Below are 23935 nucleotides of genomic sequence, written 5' to 3' on the forward strand. Positions count from 1 at the left end.
ACCTCTCTTTAAGCCATCTTAAATGACTCTGAGGTGTCTGTTAAACCCGTGGCGATTCATAACCTGAATCTGAGGCAGCACCTGGCACGGCTGGGACGGAAGTCGCTGTCGTTCTCAAAATCGGTGGAGCTGCATGACAAAGTCATCGGGCATTATCTGAACATAAAACACTATCAATAAGTTGGAGTCATTACCCAATGGTAGATCTCTGGTAGCTTCGAAATGCCGTATTTAAGCATTGCTTAAGTCCTGCAACACCAAACCTAACCGTTTTTCTCAAGGTTAACCAGTAAACGACTGTTAGTTCTGCTGGATCATTTGGCCTTTTTTAAAGGGATTGAAAATCCCCGTGTCCTTGGTTCGATTCCGAGTCCGGGCACCAAATTCCTATTAACGGACCTCCACGGAGGTCCGTTTTTGCATTCTGAGCCCGCCAAACCCAGCACTTCTACATTCCCTTAGCGACACCCGAACCACTGCGTCAGCAGCGCATACAATTTAGCTGGCTCCAGAGGCTTGCGCAGCACCAGGTACCCTTCCTGCTCTGCCTCCAGCAGAACCGGTGAATTAAATTCGCCGCTGACTATCGCGCCGCTCATATCCGGCAGACGTTCAAAAAGCGCTTTAAGGACGTCGAAGCCGCTTTCGCCGGATCGCAGGCGCTGGTCGCACAGCACGGCTAACGGTGTGAAGCCGTCGTCGATAATGGCGAACGCTTCTTCAGCGGAAGCCGCGCAGCGCACGTCGATTCCCCATACGCTCATCAGGCTCTCCCAGGCAGACGTCACCAGCGGGTCGTCATCAACGACCAGGCAGGAACCGTGCAGCGGTGCATATCGTACCGGCGTGGCGGTGCTTTCACAGGCGGGCGTGGTGTCCAGCGCGATGTCTTCACCAGCATATTGAGTGAAGCGCATCCAGAAGCGTGAGCCTTTGCCTTCAATGGATTGCATCCCGTACTTCACCTTCATCAGCTTGGCACAACGGGCCACTACGGCCAGCCCCAGCCCGTGTCCGGCGCTGTCTATCTTCCATGCCAGCTCGGGGCGGTAGTAAGGTGAGAAGATTTTCCCTTTCTCGTCATCGGCGATACCGACACCCGTGTCCCACACCTCAACCATACACTCCTCACCGCGTGGTCGGATGGCGACCAGCACACCGCCCTTGAGCGTGTAGCGAAGGGCGTTTTGAATCAGGTTAATCAGGGATTGTCGCACCAGCAGCGGATCGCCTGTCACGTAGATACGGCGTTTGGGCCGACGGGTAGACAGCCTAAGTGCGCGGCTGTTGGCTTCTTCGCGAAACAGCGTGATTACCGAGTCAAGCAGAGCGCCGATATCCAATTTGGTCGGGGCAGAAAGTACATTCCCGGATTCAATTTTGCTGAGATCGAGCAGAGAGTTAAGCATCAAATGCACCGAGCGAACGCTCTGCTGCAGGTCAAGAAGCTGTGGCGTCAGGCTGTCGTCCCGGTTTCGGTGGAGGATGGCTTCGATCAGAAAACCCATGGCGTGCACGGGCTGGCGCAGATCGTGGCTGGCGGTTGTCAGGAACTGATTTTTATCCAGCAGAGCCTGCTCCGCGTCCTCTTTGGCCTGACGAAACTGCTCCGCCAGGCGCGAGCTTTTTTCCTCAAGAAGCGCTTGCTGAATAAAGAACGCGTGTGAAGTTAATGCATGGCGGTAAATCGCGAAGCCGTAAAGCAAATTCAGCATGAGCACGATGAACATCAGCTCATCCAGCCGCCAGATAATACCGAGGTTTAATACCCCCCAGGAGGCGAAGAAAAAGCGCGTAAAGGTGCTGATGACGGGCGTCAGATGCGTCGCATTGGCGGCGACGATAGCGGCGATGCTGATATTAAGAAGCAGGAAAAAGTCAAAATTCTGCGTCTGCGGGGTAATTAAATAGAGTGATGAAATGCCCAACCCGTGAACAAAGGCGATATTATTGATACGCGGAAGCCAGCGTCGCAGCACGTCCTTTTCAATATTGTCTTTCGCTTCGCGCTGATAGCGTCGATGCAATATTCGTATCGCCACAGCACACAGCAGATAAATGATTATCCAGGTAATCGTTGGGCCGAGGTCGTCCCCAAGCATATAAATCCAGATGGCGAAAGGAATCCCGACAAAGGGCACCGCGCTAAAGCTAAACACCAGCCGCAGAAAGGTGTTGTTTAGCAAACGGATCTGCGCCGCAGGAGAGATACCATCGTTCTGTAAGCTCTGGAAAAACCTCATTCCGACGGTTCCTGCTTGCTATGCAGAAGCGTAATGGCCTCTACCCGACTGTTCACGCCTATCTTTTTCAATATATTGCTGATGTGTTCTTTGACCGTGGGCTCAGAAATTGAAAGCTGCGCGGCGATTCTTTTATTTGGCAGACCGCGCATAATCATATTTAACACGTCTATTTGTCGCGGCGTTAAGTTAAATTTACTTAACTTCTCATTATTCGACTGAACGGAAAGTTCGCTTCCGTCAGGAAACCAGGTCACATTATTAGCGAGTGCGAAAACGGCCTGTGAGAACATTTCAGGCGGTTCGCTTTTCAATACAAAACCGTGCCCCCCGGCGGCATGAACTTTCCGCCAGAGATCATTATTGTCATCCCCGCTGACTACCAGGAGTCGTACCTGTGGGTAAAGTTGTTTCACTTCTTTGAGTAATTTCAATGCCGTTCCGGACGAGAGCCAAAAATCGATTACCAGCAAACGTGGCGGGCCATTATCCCTAATTTGACGGTAGCAATCGTCTTCATTCGTCACCACACTCGCCTGCTTAAATTGGCAATGTGTAATCAGAAAATTGGCGATGCCGCTTGCTACCAATGGATGGTCATCAACGACCAACGCATAATTCTGTCCCAAAGGGTCCTCCTTTGACCTTCGCATATCTGAGAATACAGATGAATTATTATCTACCCACCCTACTTTAGGAGGGTTTTTTCGATTAGGAAAGGGAAATATATTATTCGCTGATTTGAGTAAATGAAAACATAAATACAATCAGTGAAATTAACTGATTGGATATCAAGGATAATTTATGAAAAAACCTCTCGTCTTTTTAACCGTTACGTTGATGCTAGCCGGTTGTTCGACGCTGAAAACCGATCAGGCTATTCCACTCCTGCAGGCGGAGACCGCTAAAATGCTGGGGCTGGGTTCATCGGATGAAATAACCGTGACCAATGTTAATGGCGCCCAGCCGGACGCACTGGGCGGACAAAAGCTCTCTTATCGCGCTACGACCGAAAAAGGGCGTATTTTCGATTGCTCATCAATGATGATGCCGGGGATTTTAGGATCCGCACCGACGCTGAGCGCGCCAACCTGTACCCCTGTTGTCACGCATAAATAATTAACTTCAAATCAAAAGGCGTACATAAATAACGCCTTTTATATTTTCTGACGTATCTGAGTTTTCATAAAAACGATTTTCCAGACATCACGCTAATGAGTACGGAGATAGCCCGTGAATAACTCTACATCGCATGCTTTAGCGGTTAAGACACCGCTTTCCAGACTTTACCTCGCTCTATTTTCCGCGCCGCTGTTACTGCTTTCACCTGCCGATTTCGCGCGTGCAGCCGATGCCATTTTTGATGGCGACGCGCGTATTACCGAAACGCTGGGTTACACCGGAGATGTTTACGTTGGACGTAATCAACGCGGAAACCTGCTGATCGATAATGGCAAAATCACCGCCTATAACATCAATATCGGTCGGCTGTTCGACGGCCAAATTTATGAAAGCGTGGTCACGGTTCGTGGGCCAAACGCTGAGCTAAACGCGGTAAACGATCAGTACGTCCTGCGCGGCGACCTGAATCTTGGCCTCGGCACCCTGCGTGTCGAAGAGGGCGCGCTGGCGAGCGCGAAGGAGATCGTTGTCGGCACCACCCGCGGCTACGACAGCCACCTTATCGCCACGGGCGCCGGCTCTCGCGTGATCAGTAATTTTCTCAGCGTAGGCACCGATCTGGGGGCACGCTCCACGCTGTCGATTGAAGACGGCGCGGCACTCAGCACCGCCTACGATGCGCGCATCGGCAACGGTACCGGGCCGGGTGAAACCGACACGCTAAGCCCGAAAGCCACCGTTACGGGGAGCGGCTCACAGTGGAACGTTGGCCGTACATTGACGCTTTATGGCGACCTGGACGTGTTGAACGGCGGTGCGGTTAACGTTGGCGGCGTGCAGGTGGCGGGCGTCTCCGGGGCGGGTAAAACCGCCGAACTGGTTATTGCGAGCAAAGACTCGCGCTTTACCAGCGGAAGCAGCGTGAGCGTGGGCGATTATGGCAATGGCGTGCTGTCGGTGATTGACGGCGGTTCATTTTCCGCAGGCAGCAATACGCTGATCGTGGGGACCTCGGGTTCCGGTTCGAACCGGGGGGCGCTCATCATCGGCAGCCGCGGAAATATGGACACCGGAACGGGTTTAACTGAGCCAACGCTTGGCACAGCGGGCGGCGCGGGTACTCTCGATGCGAATACGGCAATCAGCCTGCGCGGCGGGCTGTTCGGCAGCTATGTCTACTTCAACCATACCGACGGAAATTACGTCTTCAGCAACAAGATGAGCGGCGAAGGTGAGGTGATCAATACCTCCGGGCAGACAACGCTGAACGGCGATCTTTCAGCCCTTCAGGCGAACGTGACCGCGCGCGGTGGCAAAGTCATTATTGCCAGCAACATCAACACCCAGCCAGAAGACGATATTTTTGATATTCAGACCCTTAGCGCCGAGAACGGCGGGACGCTGATCCTCAACGCGACGGCGGGATCCGACGTTAGCAACGGGCTGGGCTACAGCAGCGCCGCGTCAATCAAGGCCGGCGGCACGCTGGGGGGGAACGGCACGCTGGGCCAGACCGAGATCCTGTCCGGCGGGCATATCTCACCAGGGGATGGCGATATCGGTACGCTGACGCTGAAACGTTATCTGAATTTTGTAGGTGAGTCTTTCTATGATGTCGATATCGCCGGTGATGGCCGCAGCGACCAGTTGCTGGTAGCAGGCAAAACGACCATCAGCGATCGGGCTCAGGTACAGGTCACCGCGCTGGATCCGCAAACCAGCTACAAAACGGGTCAAAGCTATCGCATTTTAACCTCCGACGGGGGAATTGACGGTCAGTTCGCGGGGGCGGTGTCCAAATCCGCCTTCCTGGACGTGGCGCTCAACCAGAGCACCAACGCCGTCGATCTGACCATCGCGCAGAAAGAGACCGGCGGCGAGAATCCGGGAGGCGAAAACCCAGGAGGCGAAAATCCAGGAGGAGGAAACCCAGGCGGTGAGAACCCGGGCGGAGAAAACCCGGGCGGTGAGAATCCGGGCAGCGGCAAGCCGGGGATTTTCCAGACCGTGGCCAAAAGCGGCAACCAGTGGAATACCGCCGGTGCGCTCTCCACGCTGACGCAAAGCGGCCCGTCGCTGGCGCTGTACAACTCGCTGCTGCTGCTGAGCGCGCCGGAAGCGCGCGAGGCATTCAATCAGCTGTCCGGTGAAGTTTATCCGTCAATACAGTCCAACCTGATCGCTGGGAGCACGCAGGTGTTTAACGTGTTAAACCAGCGTATGCAGCGCGCGTTTGATAACGACAGCCTGCCGATACCACCGTTAGCGATGTCGCTGGTGCAGCAGCCTGAGCCGCAAAATAACGGCGTCTGGGGTCAGACCTTCAGTTCATGGAGCCAGAACAACGGCGATGGTAACGTGGGCAAGCTGGACGGCAACACCACCGGTTTCCTGCTGGGGGCCGATCGCAAGCTGGCGGACCATAACGTGCGTGTCGGCGGCTACTTCGGCTACAGCCGGGGTGATTACGACGTCGACAGTCGTCGCTCCTCAACGGATACCGACAACTATCATCTTGGCCTGTATGCGGCGGGTCAACAGGATGCGTTCTCCCTTCGCGGCGCGCTGGGTTACACCTGGCACAAGATCGAAGGCGAGCGCAATGTTGATTTCAGCGGCTTCTCGGATCGTCTGAAGTCGGATTACGACGCCAACTCGCTGCTGGCGTTCACCGAAGCGGGCTACCGTTTCGGCCAGCCTGATATGAATATTGAGCCTTTCGTCAATTTATCGTACGTTCGACTGCATACCGACAGCTTCAGGGAAGACGGCGGCGCCGCCGCGCTGAGCGTACGTAACGAAACGATGAACACCTTCTATTCCACCCTCGGAGTGCGCGGTGTGACCGAGCTACCGAAGAACGTTAACCTCTACGGTTCGTTGGGCTGGCAGCACGCCTATGGCGATAAGAATACCTCTTCGCGCATGGCGTTTGCAGGCAGCGACGCGTTCATTACTCAGGGGCAGGCCGTGGATGAGGACGTGATGGTGGGTGATATTGGCGTGAGCGTACAGCTGTCGCGGGCTGCGACGCTGGATGTGGGTTACCAGGGGCAATATGGTGCGGATACCCGCGTCAACTCGGTTAACGCTAATCTGCGCTGGTCGTTCTGAATTATCTTCGTTAAAAGAACCCGCCCTTGTGGCGGGTTCTTGCTTTTGGGCACACAGGAATTCAGGGATCGTTCCCAACCGCATCCAGCAGTTTGTTTTTAAAGATAAACAAACACGCCTCGTTGAAGTTTTCGGCCCCCAGGCGTTCCGACAGCGCCGTTCGTTTGCGATAGAGGCTTTTCACCGACGTATTCAGCTCATCGGCAATCGCTTCCATCGACATCCCTGCCCTCAGTAACCGCAGCATAATCGCTTCATGTGTGCTAAGCCGTAAGTTAAGCAGCCATTTGGTGGTCAGACGCCTGCCCTTCATATTGAGCACCAGGTTAAATAACGACGCCATATCCGGTGCCGTAAGCGACGTGTTCATAAACAACTTCATACTGAGTAGATTCTCCTCGCGATGGCGCATATCCAGCATCACGCAGCAGATCGTTTTTTTCGTTCTGGCCGGATGGCGTATCAGGTAGTCATATAAACGGAGCGGAGAACGACTATCAATCAACACAGAATATTCATCTGCACCGTTATCAAATATGTTTCTGTCAATCGAGTCGAGCAGGATAATATCCGGAAAAAATAGCCTCATCCCCCTGACAAGATAGCGATCCTGAGTCACTAACACTATTGAAGTTGCCACTAACCATCCCTTTTAGATTAAAGCAAGAACGCCTCCCCTGAAAGAAGAGCGCCTTCGTTTTATAGCGTATTTGTATTAACGACAAATGTATTCCAGCTTTGATCATCCCTCAATGCACGCATTGATGCGTTAGACTTCCTGTAGACTATCATTCAATGGCTGATATTAATTATAAATAAAAAACAATCTCAGAAAAGACGCTTCACCAAACATTAAGAATTTTTGTCATGAAACTTCCCAAACATGTACCAGAAAGTACTTTAACTGGCACGAATGAACTACATTAAAAATATAAACAAAGTCTTTGCAATAAAAATAAAATACAATTTAATCAATGAATTACAAATAACACCCCAATTCAAAATAATCATCAAAAACGTGCCATTACAGAATTATCTCAAAACCATCCACCCGCTTTTCAACATATTTATCCGGCAACATATCAGGTGTACATTACCTTCCATCCAGTTCACCGAGATAAGGATCTATAATTACCTTTAAGTAAGTACCCCATAACATCACCGCTTTCAGATTTAATGTTCTCATTTATGGCCTTTAACGCAGAGTTAAAAGGCAGCCGTGTTATGCAATGGATTCATGATAAACAAATGGCAAATAGATATGGAAAGATCGCTTCGTTTCAAAACGTTATTCTTTTATCGCGCCCCAGGGTTATTGTTTCTGTTATTACTCTTTCCTGTTCTGGTTCAGGCGACGGAATCCGTTTATGAAAAGCAGATTCAACAGGCGCGTAACGGTAATTACACGCCGTTTCTCGATTATGTTCAGCATTATCAGCAACAGAATGCGCTGACGTCCGGGCAGGTGGCAGACTGGTTACAGGTTGCCTCCTGGGCAGGCCGCGATGACGAGGTTATTCAGGTCTGGCAGCGTTATGGCGTTTATATGCCGCTGCCCGCCCGGGGTGTTGCTGCCGTCGCACAGGCGAGGAGAAATCAAAAAGCGTGGCAGCCAGCCTTATCGCTCTGGAAGGAGGCGCTTAGCCTTGCGCCGGATAACGACGATTATCGTATCGGCTATATCAAAACCCTGGCCGATGCCCGTATGGATGCGCTCGCTCTGCAGGAAGCCCGACGGCTGGTTGCGGAAAATCCCTCTCAGGCACACCTTCAGACGCTGTCGTACGTCTGGCTACGACAGGGTAAAAGATGGGATCGGCTTTTAGCCGACACGCGCGCGCTGACCCTCGCGCCGGAGAATAAAGCACTCCTCAGCGAGCAGATCGACGCGCTAACGGATAGCCGGGTAAATACCCCCGCGCTCCAGCTGTCACAAGGGGTAACGCTGCCCCCCGCGGAGCGTCGTCTTCTTGAGCGTAATGCCGCCGCCGAACTCGTCCGCCTTGCCGATGTGCCAGGCAGAACGGAAAAGGAGCGCCTGCAGCTGGCGCAAACGGCACTTAATCGTTACGACGCCCTGCTCTCCCGCTGGCAACACGAGCCGCAGGCGGCGGAGGACGTCATCCTGGCGCGCATCGACAGGCTTGGTGCGCTGTACGCGCATGGCGATTACCCGCAGGTCATCCGTGAATATCAGGCGCTGACGGCAGCGCAGCATCCGGTGCCGGACTGGGCCATCGGCTGGGCGATCTCCGCGTATCTGCAGGAGCAAAACGCTTCTGCCGCCTTCTCGCTGCTGCAACGCTATCCGCAATACGCCGCCGATCCGCAGGACGATGAGCATGCGCTTTTCTACGCCTGGCTGGACACGGGGCAATATCAGGCCGCTCGCCAGTACGTAGAGCGCCAGACCCGCGGCGTTCCGTGGATCCGCTACGATTTCGGCTCGCCCACTCCGCAGCCCAACGATCGGTGGCTTACCGGGCAGTCGCTCAAATTAAACTATTTGCTGGCAACCAACGCCCTGCCGGAAGCCGAAAAGCTGGCGCACCGTCTGGCGTCAACGGCGCCGGGCAACCAGGGATTGCAGATTGACTATGCCACGCTGTTACAGGCGCGGGGCCTGCCGCGCGCGGCCGAGCAAACGTTAAAAAGGGCGGAGGCGCTGGAGCCATCAAACCTGGAGCTGGAACAACAGCAGGCTTACGTCGCCATGGATCTGCAGGAGTGGCGACAGATGGACCTGCTGGCCGACGACGTGCTGGCTCGCGCGCACGTCGATCGCAGCGCCCGGCGTCTGGACAGGCTCAGAGCCGTCCACCATATGTCCGAGCTGCGCCTTAACGCGGGCAAAGGTTTGCACTCCGATAACCCCGTCAGCGGGACGCACGACCTCACATGGGACGCCACGCTCTATGGTCCCCCGATAGCGGATAGCTGGCGGCTGTTCGCGGGTGCCCGCTATGCGCAGGGTAATTTCGATGAAGGCAAAGGCACCAGCCGCCATCTCCTGGGCGGCGTCGAGTGGCGGCCTCGCGACCTTCAGCTCGAAGCCGAGCTCTCCAGCAACCGCTATCACGGTGAAAACAAGCCGGGTGCTCGCCTCTCATCCACATACTTTCTCAATGATAACTGGCAGGTCAGCGGCAGCCTTGAGCGCTTATCCCGCACCACGCCGCTACGGGCATTACGCAACGGGATCAGCGCCAACCGGGGTGAAGCTGGGGTGCGTTGGTATCAAAACGAGCGCCGCGAGTACCAGTTCAGCGCCGCAGTCAGCCGCTTCTCAGACCATAACCGCCGACAGGAATACACCCTTACGGGTCAGGAGCGTCTCTGGCAGTCCCCGACCCTGACGCTGGATCTTGAACCTGGGCTCGCCGCCAGTAAAAACAGCCTGCGCAACACGCTCTATTACAACCCGGCGCGGGATCTGTCCGTGACGGCCGCCCTGGCCGTGGACCATGAGATGGTCCGCCATTACGACACCCTCTGGAGCCAGCAGTTTGTGGCGGGAGGCGGCAGCTACTGGCAGAAAAACCAGTCCGCTGGCGCCATCGCTCTGCTGGGCTACGGGCAACGCGTCCAGTGGAATAACGTCATTGATACCGGCGTGATGCTGAACTGGGACAAACGCCCTTACGACGGCAAACGCGAGAGCAACCTCTCCGTCACGCTTGATGCGACTTTACGCTTTTAAGGATGAATATGCTGAACACACGTTTTTCCGTGAGCCTGATACTCATCGGCTGGCTCTGCCTCAGTGCGAGCGTCTGCGCGCAGGCTATCTCGTTCATTGCGCCCAAAGATCGGCCGCAGCCGGAGGCGAGTAAACCCTGGCCGAAGAATCAGTTTCTGGTGCTGGCCTACCACGACGTCGAAGATGATGCCGCCGATCAGCGCTACCTCTCCGTACGCACCAGCGCGTTAAACGAGCAGATAAGCTGGCTTTTGCACAACGGCTATCACGCCATCAGCGTGCAGGACATTCTGGACGCGCATGACGGGAAAAAAACGCTGCCGCCCAAAGCCGTTTTGCTCAGCTTTGACGACGGCTACAGCAGCTTCTACACCCGCGTCTGGCCGCTGCTTAAGGCCTGGAACGTGCCTGCGCTCTGGGCGCCGGTGGGAAGTTGGGTGGATACGCCAGCAAACCAGAAGGTGAACTTTGGCGGCCTGATGACGCCCCGGGATCGCTTCGCGACCTGGGACATGGTGCGCGAATTAAGCCAGTCTCCTCTGGTTGAGATCGGCTCGCATACCTGGGCCTCGCATTACGGCATTGTTGCCAACCCGCAGGGCAGCCGTGAACCGGCCATCGCCAACCGCTTTTATGATAAAGCGACGGGACGCTATGAAACTGACCAGCAGTTCAGCCAGCGGATCGGCGATGACGTGCGTAAGGTGACCGAAAAAATCACGCAGGTGACCGGTAAGGCGCCGCGCGCCTGGGTCTGGCCTTACGGGGCCGCCAGCGGTACGTCGCTCGCCATCGCCAGACAACAGGGTTACCAGCTGGCCTTTACCCTGGAGGACGGGCTGGGTGACGTGCGCAATCTCGGTAGCATTCCCCGTTTGCTGATCGCCGGTAACCCCTCGCTCAAAGCGTTTGCCAGTTCGGTCAGCCAGGTTCAGGAGCGCGATCCCGTGCGCGTGATGCATGTCGATCTCGACTACGTTTACGATCCCGATCCGGCGCAGCAGACCCAAAACATCAACAGGCTGATCCAGCGGGTCTATGACATGAAGATCGGCCACGTCTTCCTGCAGGCGTTTGCCGACCCGCAGGGCGACGGCAGGATCAAAGCGCTCTATTTTCCCAATCGTCGGCTGCCGGTCCGGGCCGATCTCTTTAACTTCGTCTCCTGGCAGCTGCAAACCCGCGCGGGGGTGAAGGTCTACGCGTGGATGCCGGTACTCTCGTTTGATCTCGATCCTGCCCTGCCGCGCGTGCAGCGCCGGGACGATCGGACAGGACAGCTGCGCGAGGCCACCGAGCCCTATATCCGGCTCTCCCCGTGGGACCCGCAGGTGCGCCAGCAGGTGACGGATATCTATGAAGATCTGGCCCGCTACGCCAGCTTCAACGGGATCCTGTTCCATGACGATGCGGTGCTGACGGATGTTGACGATGCCATGCAGGACACGACCCGCCAGAAAAGCCGGATGCTTATCGGGTTTACCCGCGCTCTGAGCCAGGCGGTGAAGCACATCCGCGGCCCGCAGATAAAAACCGCGCGCAATATGTTCGTCTTACCCATTCTGCAGCCCGAGAGCGAAGCGTGGTTTGCACAGAATCTCGATGATTTTCTGGCGGCCTATGACTGGACGGTGCCGATGGCGATGCCGCTGATGGAGTCCGTTCCGGCGAACGAGAGCAATGCGTGGCTGACGCGTTTGATCAAAGCCGTCGCCGCGCGGCCCGGCGCGCTGGATAAAACCATTTTCGAGCTGCAGGCCAGGGACTGGGAGCAAAAACCGCAGCGCGCCGTCTCCGACAGCCAGCTCGCGGCGTGGATGCGGGTGCTCCAGCTGAACGGCATTAAACACTACGGCTACTACCCCGACGACTTTATCAATAACCAGCCTGATATCTCGCGCATCAGGCCCGTATTTTCTTCGTACTGGTACCCTGACAATGACTGATCGCTTAATCGCCTTTTCAATTTTATGTCTGGTATTCGGGCTGCCGTTAGGCGTGGCCGCCCTCTTTACCGGCGAACTGATTCTGGATTTTGTCTTTTTCTGGCCGCTGTTTATGTCCGTGCTTTGGGTCACCGGCGGCCTCTATTTCTGGTTTCAGCTTGAACGCCACTGGTCATGGGATAAAGACACGCCCGCCCCGACGCTTACCGGCGAGCCGCTTATCTCCATTCTGATCCCCTGCTTCAATGAGGAAAGAAACGCCAGAGAGACCATTAGCGCCGCGCTGGCTCAGCGGTATGAGAATATAGAAGTGATCGCCATTAACGACGGCTCGTCTGACAACACCGCACAGGTGCTGCACCAGCTGGCGCTGGAGCAGCCGCGCCTGCGGGTGATTAACCTCGCGGAAAACCAGGGAAAAGCCGTGGCGCTCAAAGCCGGGGCGGCGGCGGCCCGGGGCGATCTGCTGGTCTGCATTGACGGCGATGCCCTGCTCGACCGCGACACCGCGGCGTATCTGGTGGCACCGCTGATTCAGTATCCCCACGTCGGGGCGGTTACCGGGAACCCGCGCATTCGCACGCGCTCCACGCTGATTGGCCGCATTCAGGTAGGTGAGTTCTCGTCCATTATTGGGCTCATCAAGCGGACGCAGCGGATCTATGGCCGGGTGTTTACCGTTTCCGGCGTCATTGCTGCCTTTCGCCGACAGGCGCTGGCGGACGTCGGGTACTGGAGCCCGGACATGATCACCGAAGACATCGACATCAGCTGGAAGCTCCAGCTGCGCCACTGGGATATCTTTTTCGAGCCGCGGGCGCTGTGCTGGATCCTGATGCCGGAGACGCTGAAGGGCCTGTGGAGACAGCGTCTGCGCTGGGCGCAGGGGGGCGCGGAGGTGTTTCTGGTCAACCTGCGCAAAATGGTGCGCTGGGAACACCACCGCATGTGGCCGCTGTTTCTGGAGTACGCGCTGTCAACGCTGTGGGCATTCGCTTACGCGATAACCGTGCTGCTATTCGCCATCGGGCATATTGTTCCGCTTCCGGCCAATCTGACCGTTGATACGCTGTTCCCGCCAGAGTTTACCGGGCTGCTGCTGGGAGTGATGTGCCTGCTGCAGTTCCTGGTCAGTTTGTACATTGAGCGGCGCTATGAGCGAAGAGTGGCCAGCTCGCTTTTTTGGGTGATTTGGTTCCCGATGGTGTACTGGATGATTGGCCTGTTCACCACTCTCGTCGCATTTCCAAAAGTCATGCTTAAACGCCAGCGCGCCCGCGCGCGCTGGATCAGTCCGGACCGGGGAAAAGGAAGCCTTCAATGAACGAAAATACCTTAATTTTGACGGAGCATCGGCTATTGCCGCGTCTTTTCGATGCTGCGTTAACGCTACTGGCGTGGGGAGGATTTCTGTTTTTCCTGTACGCCAGGCTGTGGATGCACCTGACCGAAGAGAGCGACTACCGCTGGGGAGCCATTATTGCTTCCTTTAACACGGTGTTGATCTATTTTCTGCTCGCCGCGCTCAACGGCTGGCTGCTGATTTTGTGGTATCAGTACAATCGCCGCCGCGCGAACGTAAGACGGCGTCAGCCGGGCTTGTTGCATCATGACGAACTTGCCCGCAGCTTTAACGTCTCACCGCAACTCATCTCGGAGATGAGCCAGCACAACCTGCTGACGGTTTATCATGACCAGATTGGACGCATTATCGAGTTGAAAACCAGCGCACAGCAGGACGAGGACGCGCAGTAACAAAAAGCCCCCGCTGGATGCCCGGCGGGGGCTTTTTTACCGCAAATGGACGTTACTTATCCTTCAGTACAATCAGCGGCTCGATATCGCTCTCTTTTTTCACCACCAGCGAATCGTCGCCGCGCAGGCAGGTCCCGCCGTAGTTCCCGCCCACGGTGAAGGTACAAACCTGAATGTATTTGCCGTCGACCTTCGGCAGGCACCACAGCTGCTGGTAGATGTTTTTGCGATCGACAAACTTACCGCTGGATTTATCCAGCAGTTCGTCCTGCGCGCTGATGAGATCGATATTGCTGCCGCAGCGTCCGGCAATCGGCTTGACGGCATAGCCGGTCTGCTTCAGCAGATCGTTAACCTCAAAATCGGTATCAAGCAGGTAACGGTGGTTCGGGAACAGCTGCCACAGCACCGGAAGAATCGCTTTGTTGCCGGGAATAACGGTCCACAGCGGTTCAAAGACCAGCACCTCCGGGCGCAGCAGGACGTCAATCAGGCGCACCTCGCCCTCAGGATGCCCGGTGCGGATCGGCACGGCGGCGTATTCGGTTTCGCTCACCTCGCGGATCTGCTCTATCGCCGTTTCCCACGCCCAGGTTTTCCACACGCAGTTGACGTGGCGACCTTCGTCGTCAATCAGCTGCCCCGCGGCATCCCAGCTCAGCGCCTCCAGCCCGTGCAGAATTTTGGTCTCGAACCCGGCCTGCATTAGCGAACGCTGGATAAAGAGCGCGTGGTAGTCTTCTTCGACGTCATTGTCCTGCATGATGTGCACGAACGGCCGCGCGTGGCTGTGCTTCCAGGCGCCGGTCAGCTCCTCCAGCAGCCCTTCCGCCGGGTTATGCCCGTTGCCGCGATAGCCGTTTTTCACCCACTCTTCAAGTATGAGCCCGCCTTCGGTGTGGCAGGACGCAGAGTCGGCGTTGTACTCGTAAACCTTAATGCCGCGCTCATCCATGCAGAAATCCATACGACCGGTGATCATATGGTGGCGACGCCACTGCCAGGAGAGGCGCAGGCGCGGCCAGAGGATTTTCGGAATGTCGAACAGCGCCAGCAGGCTGTCGTCTTTCAGCACTTTATCCGTCGCGTGCAGGTACATCAGGTGCAGTTCGTTGGTGGCCTTGATCAGCTCCTGCTCAGCGCTTTCGGTGATGGTGAAATACTGGCAGGGATCTTTGTTGATCACATGCCCGTTTGCCCGAATATACGCCTGCTGAAGCGCATCGTCCTCGTTAAGCCATTTCCCGTCGAACTGACGTTTGTTTTTCAATCGTGCGCCGCGGATTTTCAGCAGTTCACCGTCCGGTTCAGGCTGGGGAATGCTGTGCTCGGTGTCCTCCGTCTGGATCATCCAGCCGAGGATTTCGGTATCGCTGAAGGTGTCATGAAGGGTGTAGCAGCCGTTCTCGACGGTCATGCGCAGCTCGCGCGTCCACTGCTGCCCGAGCGGCAGCGGGGAGTGAATCACGTTCTGCTCCGCAATACGCACCTTATCGTCCAGAAGCTGAGTGATCACCGCCACGTGGCCGGTCTCATGAAACTCGCCGCCCTTTTGCCAGATCAGCAGTGCCCCGGCGCGCGGCGCGCGTTTCGAACCGTTGGAAAAGGCCTGCAGCGGCAGGATGTTATCGTTTACCACCTGGCGTAAAAAGCGCAGGGAGAAAATCTCCCACGCCATGCCGACATCGGTAAACACGAAGCCATAGTTGAGGAACAGGAAACGGCGGGCAAACTCAACGCACTGCCACTTGTGGCCCATGTATTCGTTGCCGATATAGCTGCGGAAATCCGCCTCTTCCGGGTAGTTGCGCGGATCCAGACTGCCATAATTTGATGAGTAAATCGCCACGCCACCCGGCGCATAGCCTAACAACGTCCCGAATGGCGCATCACTGCTTAACTTTCCTTTACGCATGTATCCAACCTAAAACAGGCAGGCGGCAATTTTTTGAAGGGTTGTCGTCGTCTGCACGTTGTAATTAACCTGACAGAGGTGGATTTATCATACACCTGCCCTGTGCATTACGCTCGCATCGTTAAACGGTTCCCCTGCCACCTGCTACACTGCCTCAACACAACACCGAAAAGGCAGGCCAACATGTCAGAAGAAAACACCTATCAGCCACCGAAAGTGTGGGAATGGAAAAAGAACAACGGCGGCGCGTTCGCCAATATTAACCGCCCGATTTCCGGCGCGACGCACGAGAAAGATCTGCCCGTGGGTACCCACCCGCTACAGCTCTACTCCCTGGGAACGCCCAACGGCCAGAAGGTGACCATCATGCTCGAAGAGCTGCTGGCGCTGGGCGTGACGGGCGCGGAATACGACGCGTGGTTGATCCGCATCGGCGAGGGCGATCAGTTCTCCAGCGGGTTTGTTGACGTGAACCCGAACTCGAAAATTCCGGCGCTGCGCGACTACTCCACGAACCCGCCAACGCGCGTATTTGAATCCGGCAGCATCCTGCTTTATCTGGCAGAAAAATTTGGTCACTTCCTGCCAAAAGATCCGGCTGGCCGCACCGAAACCCTGAACTGGCTGTTCTGGCTGCAGGGCGCGGCCCCCTTCCTCGGCGGCGGCTTTGGTCACTTCTACAACTATGCACCGGTGAAGATTGAGTACGCGATTGACCGCTTCACCATGGAAGCCAAGCGCCTGTTCGACGTGCTGGATAAACAGCTGGCGCGCGGTCGCTACGTGGCGGGTGAGGAGTACACCATCGCGGATATGGCGATCTGGCCGTGGTTCGGCTGCGTGGCGCTGGGCAGCGTGTATAACGCCGCCGAGTTCCTGGAAGCTGAAAAATACACCAACGTCCAGCGTTGGGCAAAAGACGTGGCGAACCGCCATGCCGTTAAGCGCGGACGCATCGTTAACCGCACCAGCGGCGAGCTGAACGAGCAGCTTCACGAACGCCACGCGGCGAGCGACTTCGATACTAATACGGAAGACAAGCGTCAGGCATAATGTTCCGCCGGGCGGCTCCCCGCCCGGCAACTGAGATCCTTGCCCAGGGCATGATTAGCCTAAAGGTTGAGCCGGTATTGCTGGCACTATCTGGACGTTTTTCTCGCATGAGAAAGTGAGAAACGACGTATCAACCGACAGCAGTCACAAAGGATCTGTTATGAAACTTATTAAAACAACGCTGGTTATCAGCGCCCTCATTTTTTCCACCTCGGGAATGGCCATCGACAAAACCGCTGCAGGTGCAGTCGCAGGTGCTGCTATTGGCGCCGCCACGGGCAAAGATCTGAAATCAACCGTGGGTGGCGCCGTCGTTGGCGCAGGCACGGGTGCAATGTTCAAAAACGGCGAAAAAGGCAAAGACGCACGTAAGGGCGGTGCCGTAGGTGCTGTTGTTGGCGCGGGCGCGGCTGCAGTGACGGGCAAGAGCGTGCTGAAAGGCGCAGCCGTGGGTGCCGGCACGGGCGCGCTGATTGGTGAAGCGACGCACTAACAGCATCGGGACAAGAAAGAGTAAGGCCGCACCAGGCGGCCTGTTGTGTTATGCCGTCAGGCGGAACTTCTGCACCGAACGCTGAAGCTCTTCGGTCTGACGCTCCAGCGCCGCCGCCGCCGCGGAAACCTCTTCTACCAGCGAGGCGTTCTGCTGAGTGACGCCGTCCATCTGCGTAATGGCAATTCCGACCTGCGAAATGCCCTTGCTTTGCTCTTCAGAGGCGGAAGCGATTTGCTTCATAATGGTCGTCACTTCCGTCACGTCACGCAAAATTGCATCCATGGTGGTGCCGGTGTCGCTCACCAGCTGCGCACCCTGCTCTACGCGGGTCACGGAATCAGTAATCAGCCCCTCAATTTCTTTTGCCGCATTGGCGCTTCGGCTTGCCAGGTTACGGACTTCACCCGCCACCACGGCGAATCCACGCCCCTGCTCGCCCGCGCGCGCCGCTTCTACGGCCGCATTGAGCGCCAGAATATTGGTCTGGAAGGCGATGCTGTTGATCACGTTGGTAATTTCAGCAATTTTCTTCGAGCTTTCCGAAATACCGCTCATGGTGGTGACTACCTCTTCCACCAGCGAACCGCCGCGGCTGGCGGTGGTTGAGGCCACATCGGCAAGCTGGCTGGCCTGGCGCGCGCTTTCCGCGTTCAGCTTCACGGTGGCGGTCAGCTGTTCCATGCTGGCCGCCGTCTCTTCCAGCGCGGCAGCCTGCTCTTCGGTACGGGAAGAGAGATCGTTATTACCGCTGGAGATTTCCGTCGCGCCGCGCCAGATGTTCTCACTGCCGGAGCGAATGGTGCTGACCGCTTCACGCAGGCTGTCCTGCATGGCGCTCAGCAGCGGCACCAGCTGCCCCACACAGTTGCGACCGAACGGCTCAATGGGCTGGCTGAGATCGCCCTGGGCAATCTGGCGGAACTGCTGGCGAATGCGATCCAGCGGTTTAACCAGCATCGAAACCAGATAGCGGTCGGTGAAAAGCAGGATCAGCAGACCGACGATCGTCGCGGCGATAATCACCGTGCGGGTCATGCTGGTCAGGCCGTCCACCATCACGCGGGTGCTGTCGAGCGTCTTCGCGGCGGCATTGTTGAACTCTTCGGCGGCGGCCCCGAACGCACGGCTCAGCGGCGGCGTGACGTTATTGGCCTGCTGACGATAGCCCTCAAGCGAGGCCTGCTTCGCCTGCTCCATTTGCGGCGTGACGCCCTGTTCAAGCAGCGCCTGCCAGGAACCTATCACCTGCGCAGAGACCTGCTCATCCATTGGGCCAGGTGAGATCGCCTTCATTTCGGCCAGTTTCTTACCCATGTTGTTCAGCGCCTGTTGGGCAGAGGACAAATCCGGCGTGCCGCCAGCGGCCTTCACTTCCATTGCGCGGCTCAGGCGGGTGACAAAGCGGAAATACTGATCGTTGCCCTGGCTGAGCACCGTCATCTGTTTCACCAGCTGGCGATCGACTTCATTGCCATCTGATACCCGTGACAGGGACCAGGTGCTGTACAACCCAACGCCTGCCCACATTAAACAAAAGATCCCGAGGATCGTCAGCATGACGAAACGGATCGTGAAATTACGTAGCATATTCATAAATCTTCCTTGCCGTGAGGGTGAATTCGCCCAGAGGCGAGTGCTACTCTCGTTATCGGCAGGCAGCGCGGAAATTATAACCTTTTGTGATTATTTTTGATTAGCGTGGCTTCACAGGTCACACAGTCATGGTTAATCGTCACGTTTCAGCATGATGAGAACAGGCCGTGTCATCGCTTCTCCGTACAATTTATGATTTGATAAACGCAGAACAAAAACGTTGTTTCGAAAATTCATTAAATAAGAAAGGAGACATCATGTCCTGGTACCCTGACGCTACCCGCTACGAGAATATGCAGTACCGCTACTGTGGAAAGAGCGGCCTGCGCCTGCCCGCGCTGTCGCTGGGCCTGTGGCACAGCTTCGGCCACGTTCAGCCCCTTGATTCCCAGCGCGCGCTGCTGCGTAAAGCCTTCGACCTCGGCATTACCCATTTCGATCTTGCTAACAACTACGGCCCGCCAGCGGGTAGCGCGGAAGAGAATTTTGGCCGCCTGCTGCGTGAAGACTTCGCCGGGTATCGCGACGAGCTGATTATCTCCACCAAAGCCGGTTACGACATGTGGCCCGGGCCTTATGGGTCCGGTGGTTCACGTAAATATCTGCTCGCCAGTCTCGATCAGAGCCTCAAGCGCATGGGTCTGGAATATGTTGATATCTTCTACTCCCACCGCGTGGACGAAAATACGCCAATGGAAGAGACGGCCTCCGCGCTGGCCCATGCGGTTCAGAGCGGGAAAGCGCTGTACGTGGGCATCTCCTCCTACTCTACCGAGCGCACACAAAAAATGGCCGCGCTGCTGCACGAGTGGAAGATCCCGCTGCTGATCCACCAGCCATCCTATAACCTGCTTAACCGCTGGGTCGATAAGACCGGCTTGCTGGATGCGCTGGAAGCTAACGGCACGGGCTGCATCGCCTTTACCCCGCTCGCGCAGGGTCTGCTGACCGGAAAATACCTGAACGGCATTCCGGAAGGTTCACGCATGGAGCGTGAAGGCAATAAAGTGCGCGGGCTGACGCAGAAAATGCTGACCGACGCCAACCTGAGCAGCCTTCGCCTGCTGAACGAGATGGCACAGGCGCGCGGGCAGACCATGGCGCAAATGGCGTTGAGCTGGTTGCTGAAAGATACGCGCGTGACGTCAGTGCTGATTGGCGCAAGCCGCCCTGAACAGCTTGCTGAGAACGTTCGGGCGCTGGATAACCTGCACTTTACTGAGGAAGAGCTCACGCGGATTGACCAGCACGTGGCGGATGGTGAGCTGAATTTGTGGCAGGCGTCGTCGGATAAATAGCTTTTCCCCTCACCCTGCCCTCTCGCCAGAGGGGAGAGGGCAGGGTGAGGGAGAAATGTGTACCTTATTTCTTACTGATCTTATCCAGATACCCCATCACAAACGCCGACAGCACAAACGTCAGGTGGATGATCACGTACCACATCAGCTTGTTATCCGGGACGTTTTTCGCATCCATAAACACGCGTAACAGGTGGATTGAGGAGATTGCCACAATCGAGGCGGCCACTTTATTCTTCAGCGACGAGGCGTCCATTTTGCCCAGCCAGTTGAGCTTCTCCTTGCGCTCGTCAATATCAAGCTGGGAGACAAAATTCTCATAGCCGGAAAACATCACCATCACCAGCAAACCACCCACCAGCGTCATATCCACCAGCGACAGCAGAACCAGAATCAGGTCCGCTTCGGCGACGGAAAAAATGTTCGGCAGAACATGGAAGATTTCCTGGAAGAACTTAATCGTCAGCGCGATCAGCGCCAGCGAAAGGCCAAAATAGACGGGGGCCAGTATCCAGCGAGAGGCGTACATGGCGTTTTCGAAGAAGCGTTCCATAAAGTCCTGTTTGCAAAAGAAACCAGCGCCCAGTATATCTCAACGGCGCTGACTGTTTGCAAGAACTAACCAGTGTATTGCTCAGACGTTGTCCGGGTTAACCTCCGGACGCGCATACTGCGGCCAGACCAGCGCCACCAGTTCCGGGTAGGCTTCCAGGCTGAACTCGCGAAAACATTGACGTAGATTTAAAACGTCCAGATCGGCACAGGAGACTTTCTCACCGTTAAGACAGCGCTTTTTGATATTGTCGTAATATTTATAAACCGCTGAATTCAGGTCGCTACACCGACGCTGCGCCTCAAACAGACCGGGCGTGTCGTTAATTTCCGACATATTCATGCGCTTAATTGTCGCATGTAAGAAGTCGATATATTCGTGATTCACCCGCCAGTACCAAACGGGTGTTACCGAGTTCATCAAAACGGAGAAATGGTCCTCTCCTTCCTCTTTTGTCATCAACTCAGGCTGCGGGGCTTCACCGGTGTCCTTCGAGGCTTTGGTTTTATTGAAATCCTGCATCAATAAAAGCACACCAGCGGTCAGTAATAGTAATACGATGACCGTAAAAAAGATGCTGTTCATGGGTTGGCTCCATTTTTTTTGATTTTAAAATTGCCTCATGATATTGTCAACGAATCTCACGCCTTTACCAACCCCACCCTGTTGAAATTAAAGGAAATTAAAAATGCTGCCCGACTATCTCGTCCCGGCTAAGTACCACATTGCGCCTGTGGAACAGCAACCGACGGAAGCAGAAAAAAAGGCGAGTTTCACTCAGGGGAAAAGAAAACTCTCTGATTTCGAACCTGATATATTAATTGGCGTCTCCAGCACCGGCAAATCCCGTAATATGCTGCTGGAAGAGCACGATCGCCATATAAAAGATCGCTTATTTCGCGCTATCAAAATTGAAGCGTTCGTCCATCTGCTGAATGACCTGCAGGCTGAAGGCGAAATAGATGCCCAGAAACTCAGTCAAATAATGGCCGAAAAAACAAAAGAAATAAATGAAGCGGGCAATGAAATTTGGCTTAATCTAATTACGCGCGAGAAAAACAACCCTATTTTTTATACCCTGGGGGAAGATTAACGTGAAAGAAGTTAAAGATAACGACGTTTATTTGACTTTAGATGATAAAAAAAGTGATGAATTTATCTTAAAGCAAAATCTCGAAGCCTTAAGAAACACTAAAAATGACGAGATGACGCGTATTACCCAGGATCTGGTATCGATCCCGGCCACGCTGGTGCGTCTGAAATGGCAGAATCGCCGCGAGATTTATCCCCTGCAGGTCAAAGAAGAGATTTACGGTGCCGTGATGAACACCATCATTGAGCAACGACCCGAGCTGAAAGAGAAGCTACTGGGACGCCTTGAGGCCAACTACCAATATCTGCTTGCCAGAGAAACCGCCACCCTGCGGCTGACGCGCAAACTGTCAGAGGGAAAGTACCGGACTTCAAACGTCACCTGCGTTGCGCTCGATGAAGATGCGCTGGCAGTTGACGCCAGCGCCTCCTCAACACCGCAAAGCTAATTAAATCTGAATACGGCAATCGCCTCTTTTAACTGACCCGTCTGCTGACGCTGCTGCTCCGCAACCTGCAACGTTTGCGCTACGTGACGCACGTTCTCCTGCACGCTGGCATCAATGCTGGCAATACTGTCGTTCATCTGCGCAATGCTCGCCCGCTGTTGTTCGCTCATCTGCGAAAGCTCTTCCAGCAGGGAGCGAAGCCCTTCGATGCTCTCAATGATCGACCTCATCGTTAACCCGGCGTGCTCCACCTGCTCGACGCCATGCTGCGTGGTCGCCTGCGATGCGGTCAGAAGCTGGCGGATATCTTTTGCCGCCCCCTCACTGCGCTGGGCCAGCATGCGCACTTCAGAGGCCACCACCGCAAACCCTTTGCCGTGCTCACCCGCTCTGGCAGCTTCGACCGAGGCGTTGAGCGACAGAATATTCGTCTGGAACGCGATGCCGTCAATCAACTCCAGAATGGCGTAGATGCGCTGCGACTCCTCGCGGATCTGCTCCATCGCCGCGATCGCCTGACGTACGTTGTTGCCGCCCTGCTCCGCCACGTGACTGGTGCTGAGGGCTACCTCTCTTACAAGGCTGGCCTTTTCGCTGGTCAGGGTGGCAACCGCTCTGAGCTGTTCCATAGCGCTGGCTGCCGTTGCCAGCGAACTTGCCTGATGTTCGGTGCGTTCCGACAGCGCGTTATTGCGCTGACCCAGCGCACGCGACGCCTCCAGCAATTGCCCAATGTTAGCGCTGACCTGTTCAAGCGTGGACCGCATGGTGCCAAGCGTCAGGCTAAACGTGCGCGCAAAAGGGGACTCGGCGGGCATCGCATCGACGGCGAGCGTCAGATATCCCGGTTCGCGGTTGATCACGCCCGCAAGGCTTGCCACCTCGCTCGCCGAGCGGGCATCCTGCTCCATTCTCACCGCCAGCAGAACCAGGATAGCGGTCTGAGCCACCACAAACAGCCCGTGGAACACCACCATATGAAAGCCCGTGTGGGTGAAAACCACGACACCATAGAGATCGTTTTCCTGCAGATAGTTAAATATCAAATGGTGTAATGCGATGACCGCAGCCCCCATCACCAGGGGCCGCCAGTCCCGCCAGGCCAGCAATGCGGAGAGCAGGACGAAAACAGAGAAATGGTATTCGGTCTCCCCCTCCCCCAGATGGATCAGCAGCGCGGAAAAGGCCATCAGCACAAACGCAGAACTCAGATGCAGCAGCAGAGCGCCCGGGAAGCATAGCGTCATCACCGTGGAAAAGAGCGCCAGCAGAGTCCCGGCCGTCGCCCCCTGAACCAGATTGTCATTCATATAGCCCACCCCGAGCGATACGGCCCATAGCGCCCAGACCAGAACCAGAATTAAACGGTCGGCACGCCGACGGATTGCCGTTAAGGAGATAAGATCGCGTGCTGGCGCGTGAGGACGCAGCCCTGTCGTGATAGCCATAGGGAGTCTCTTGCTGTGCAGGTGAATTAAACCCTTCAAAGAAGGTATGTTTTTATTATCTGTTATAAGCGTAGTGGGTATATTCCACGACGTCATTTCAGCAAAAGATATATTTTTATGGTGCAGGAGAATATTGATATTTACTTAACTATCAACAG

At 55.7% G+C, this 23935-nt stretch carries 19 protein-coding genes and 1 pseudogene; 12 read left to right on the top strand and 8 right to left on the bottom strand.

What is annotated here, in order from left to right; genetic code table 11:
* Positions 1-57 precede the first annotated feature (57 nt).
* Positions 58-180: pseudogene (locus D5066_RS14590) on the top strand (IS1 family transposase); the annotation flags it as partial.
* A 278-nt stretch (positions 181-458) separates the two neighbouring features.
* On the opposite strand, the gene D5066_RS14595 reads toward D5066_RS14590, so the two are convergent.
* Both D5066_RS14595 and D5066_RS14600 read right to left on the bottom strand, forming a co-directional pair.
* A complete protein-coding gene (locus D5066_RS14595) occupies positions 459-2243 on the bottom strand; it encodes a hybrid sensor histidine kinase/response regulator (RefSeq protein WP_119916368.1) in 1785 nt (594 codons plus the stop codon).
* The gene (locus D5066_RS14600; protein WP_119916369.1) at positions 2240-2872 is read right to left on the bottom strand and encodes a LuxR C-terminal-related transcriptional regulator; all 633 of its coding nucleotides are present in this window, start codon (positions 2870-2872) and stop codon (positions 2240-2242) included. The genes D5066_RS14595 and D5066_RS14600 overlap by 4 nt, the downstream gene beginning before the upstream one ends.
* A gap of 175 nt (positions 2873-3047) precedes the next feature.
* Here D5066_RS14600 and D5066_RS14605 point away from each other — a divergent pair, with 175 nt between their 5' ends.
* A complete protein-coding gene (locus tag D5066_RS14605) occupies positions 3048-3362 on the top strand; it encodes a lipoprotein (protein ID WP_061097082.1) in 315 nt (104 codons plus the stop codon).
* A gap of 114 nt (positions 3363-3476) precedes the next feature.
* Positions 3477-6479 (top strand): autotransporter outer membrane beta-barrel domain-containing protein, encoded by a 3003-nt coding sequence (locus D5066_RS14610; RefSeq protein WP_119916370.1) that lies wholly within the window; start codon positions 3477-3479, stop codon positions 6477-6479.
* Positions 6480-6540: 61 nt separating this feature from the next.
* Here the strand turns inward: D5066_RS14610 and D5066_RS14615 are convergent, their stop codons facing one another.
* A complete protein-coding gene (locus tag D5066_RS14615; protein WP_080328183.1) occupies positions 6541-7068 on the bottom strand; it encodes a helix-turn-helix domain-containing protein in 528 nt (175 codons plus the stop codon).
* Positions 7069-7740: 672 nt separating this feature from the next.
* Here D5066_RS14615 and pgaA point away from each other — a divergent pair.
* From pgaA to pgaD, 4 genes are read left to right on the top strand one after another with little or no spacing between them, the layout of a single operon-like run.
* The gene (gene pgaA, locus D5066_RS14625) at positions 7741-10179 is read left to right on the top strand and encodes a poly-beta-1,6 N-acetyl-D-glucosamine export porin PgaA (RefSeq protein WP_119916372.1); all 2439 of its coding nucleotides are present in this window, start codon (positions 7741-7743) and stop codon (positions 10177-10179) included.
* Between the two features lie 8 nt (positions 10180-10187).
* Positions 10188-12125: a poly-beta-1,6-N-acetyl-D-glucosamine N-deacetylase PgaB gene (gene pgaB, locus D5066_RS14630; RefSeq protein WP_119916373.1), complete on the top strand. Its 1938-nt coding sequence runs from the start codon at positions 10188-10190 to the stop codon at positions 12123-12125.
* Positions 12118-13449, top strand: a complete 1332-nt coding sequence (gene pgaC, locus D5066_RS14635; protein WP_119916374.1) for a poly-beta-1,6-N-acetyl-D-glucosamine synthase — start codon at positions 12118-12120, stop codon at positions 13447-13449. The genes pgaB and pgaC overlap by 8 nt, the downstream gene beginning before the upstream one ends.
* On the top strand, positions 13446-13880 hold the full coding sequence (gene pgaD / locus D5066_RS14640) for a poly-beta-1,6-N-acetyl-D-glucosamine biosynthesis protein PgaD (RefSeq protein ID WP_119916375.1): 435 nt from the start codon (positions 13446-13448) through the stop codon (positions 13878-13880). The genes pgaC and pgaD overlap by 4 nt, the downstream gene beginning before the upstream one ends.
* Before the next feature lie 52 nt (positions 13881-13932).
* Here pgaD and gss read toward each other — a convergent pair whose 3' ends face one another.
* Positions 13933-15795 (bottom strand): bifunctional glutathionylspermidine amidase/synthase, encoded by a 1863-nt coding sequence (gss, locus tag D5066_RS14645; protein WP_119916376.1) that lies wholly within the window; start codon positions 15793-15795, stop codon positions 13933-13935.
* 183 nt (positions 15796-15978) lie between these two features.
* On the opposite strand from gss, the gene yghU reads away from it, so the two are divergent.
* Together yghU and D5066_RS14655 are read left to right on the top strand one after the other, a co-directional pair.
* Entirely contained in the window at positions 15979-16848 is an 870-nt protein-coding gene (gene yghU / locus D5066_RS14650) for a glutathione-dependent disulfide-bond oxidoreductase (protein WP_119916377.1), read from the top strand.
* Positions 16849-17008: 160 nt separating this feature from the next.
* A complete protein-coding gene (locus D5066_RS14655; protein ID WP_119916378.1) occupies positions 17009-17341 on the top strand; it encodes a YMGG-like glycine zipper-containing protein in 333 nt (110 codons plus the stop codon).
* Positions 17342-17389: 48 nt separating this feature from the next.
* On the opposite strand, the gene D5066_RS14660 is transcribed toward D5066_RS14655, so the two are convergent.
* On the bottom strand, positions 17390-18937 hold the full coding sequence (locus tag D5066_RS14660) for a methyl-accepting chemotaxis protein (protein WP_119916379.1): 1548 nt from the start codon (positions 18935-18937) through the stop codon (positions 17390-17392).
* Positions 18938-19194: 257 nt separating this feature from the next.
* Between D5066_RS14660 and D5066_RS14665 the strand changes: the two genes are divergently transcribed.
* Positions 19195-20235: an aldo/keto reductase gene (locus tag D5066_RS14665; RefSeq protein ID WP_119916380.1), complete on the top strand. Its 1041-nt coding sequence runs from the start codon at positions 19195-19197 to the stop codon at positions 20233-20235.
* Positions 20236-20299: 64 nt separating this feature from the next.
* On the opposite strand, the gene D5066_RS14670 is transcribed toward D5066_RS14665, so the two are convergent.
* Positions 20300-20788 carry a TIGR00645 family protein gene (locus D5066_RS14670; RefSeq protein ID WP_080328194.1) on the bottom strand — a complete coding sequence of 163 codons (489 nt, stop codon included), beginning with the start codon at positions 20786-20788 and terminating at the stop codon, positions 20300-20302.
* Between the two features lie 81 nt (positions 20789-20869).
* Positions 20870-21373 (bottom strand): ESA_00282 family adhesion-associated protein, encoded by a 504-nt coding sequence (locus tag D5066_RS14675; protein WP_119916381.1) that lies wholly within the window; start codon positions 21371-21373, stop codon positions 20870-20872.
* A 103-nt stretch (positions 21374-21476) separates the two neighbouring features.
* Here D5066_RS14675 and D5066_RS14680 point away from each other — a divergent pair, with 103 nt between their 5' ends.
* Together D5066_RS14680 and D5066_RS14685 are read left to right on the top strand one after the other, a co-directional pair.
* Positions 21477-21881, top strand: a complete 405-nt coding sequence (locus D5066_RS14680; RefSeq protein WP_080328196.1) for a hypothetical protein — start codon at positions 21477-21479, stop codon at positions 21879-21881.
* A 1-nt stretch (position 21882) separates the two neighbouring features.
* Positions 21883-22329 (top strand): cytoplasmic protein, encoded by a 447-nt coding sequence (locus D5066_RS14685; protein ID WP_080328197.1) that lies wholly within the window; start codon positions 21883-21885, stop codon positions 22327-22329.
* On the opposite strand, the gene D5066_RS14690 is transcribed toward D5066_RS14685, so the two are convergent.
* The gene (locus tag D5066_RS14690; protein WP_119916382.1) at positions 22326-23777 is read right to left on the bottom strand and encodes a methyl-accepting chemotaxis protein; all 1452 of its coding nucleotides are present in this window, start codon (positions 23775-23777) and stop codon (positions 22326-22328) included. The genes D5066_RS14685 and D5066_RS14690 overlap by 4 nt on opposite strands.
* Positions 23778-23935: the final 158 nt, after the last annotated feature.

This window comes from Enterobacter chuandaensis, assembly GCF_003594915.1.
In the GTDB taxonomy this organism is placed as follows: Bacteria; Pseudomonadota; Gammaproteobacteria; order Enterobacterales; family Enterobacteriaceae; genus Enterobacter; species Enterobacter chuandaensis.

What these genes read in the sequence shown, in the direction of transcription:
- D5066_RS14595 (WP_119916368.1), bottom strand. Translation starts at nt 2,243, where the DNA reads ATGAGGTTTTTCCAGAGCTTACAGAACGATGGTATCTCTCCTGCGGCG.
- D5066_RS14605 (WP_061097082.1), top strand. Translation starts at nt 3,048, where the DNA reads ATGAAAAAACCTCTCGTCTTTTTAACCGTTACGTTGATGCTAGCCGGT.
- D5066_RS14615 (WP_080328183.1), bottom strand. Translation starts at nt 7,068, where the DNA reads ATGAGGCTATTTTTTCCGGATATTATCCTGCTCGACTCGATTGACAGA.
- pgaA (WP_119916372.1), top strand. Translation starts at nt 7,741, where the DNA reads ATGGAAAGATCGCTTCGTTTCAAAACGTTATTCTTTTATCGCGCCCCA.
- pgaB (WP_119916373.1), top strand. Translation starts at nt 10,188, where the DNA reads ATGCTGAACACACGTTTTTCCGTGAGCCTGATACTCATCGGCTGGCTC.
- pgaC (WP_119916374.1), top strand. Translation starts at nt 12,118, where the DNA reads ATGACTGATCGCTTAATCGCCTTTTCAATTTTATGTCTGGTATTCGGG.
- pgaD (WP_119916375.1), top strand. Translation starts at nt 13,446, where the DNA reads ATGAACGAAAATACCTTAATTTTGACGGAGCATCGGCTATTGCCGCGT.
- gss (WP_119916376.1), bottom strand. Translation starts at nt 15,795, where the DNA reads ATGCGTAAAGGAAAGTTAAGCAGTGATGCGCCATTCGGGACGTTGTTA.
- yghU (WP_119916377.1), top strand. Translation starts at nt 15,979, where the DNA reads ATGTCAGAAGAAAACACCTATCAGCCACCGAAAGTGTGGGAATGGAAA.
- D5066_RS14655 (WP_119916378.1), top strand. Translation starts at nt 17,009, where the DNA reads ATGAAACTTATTAAAACAACGCTGGTTATCAGCGCCCTCATTTTTTCC.
- D5066_RS14660 (WP_119916379.1), bottom strand. Translation starts at nt 18,937, where the DNA reads ATGAATATGCTACGTAATTTCACGATCCGTTTCGTCATGCTGACGATC.
- D5066_RS14665 (WP_119916380.1), top strand. Translation starts at nt 19,195, where the DNA reads ATGTCCTGGTACCCTGACGCTACCCGCTACGAGAATATGCAGTACCGC.
- D5066_RS14670 (WP_080328194.1), bottom strand. Translation starts at nt 20,788, where the DNA reads ATGGAACGCTTCTTCGAAAACGCCATGTACGCCTCTCGCTGGATACTG.
- D5066_RS14675 (WP_119916381.1), bottom strand. Translation starts at nt 21,373, where the DNA reads ATGAACAGCATCTTTTTTACGGTCATCGTATTACTATTACTGACCGCT.
- D5066_RS14680 (WP_080328196.1), top strand. Translation starts at nt 21,477, where the DNA reads ATGCTGCCCGACTATCTCGTCCCGGCTAAGTACCACATTGCGCCTGTG.
- D5066_RS14690 (WP_119916382.1), bottom strand. Translation starts at nt 23,777, where the DNA reads ATGGCTATCACGACAGGGCTGCGTCCTCACGCGCCAGCACGCGATCTT.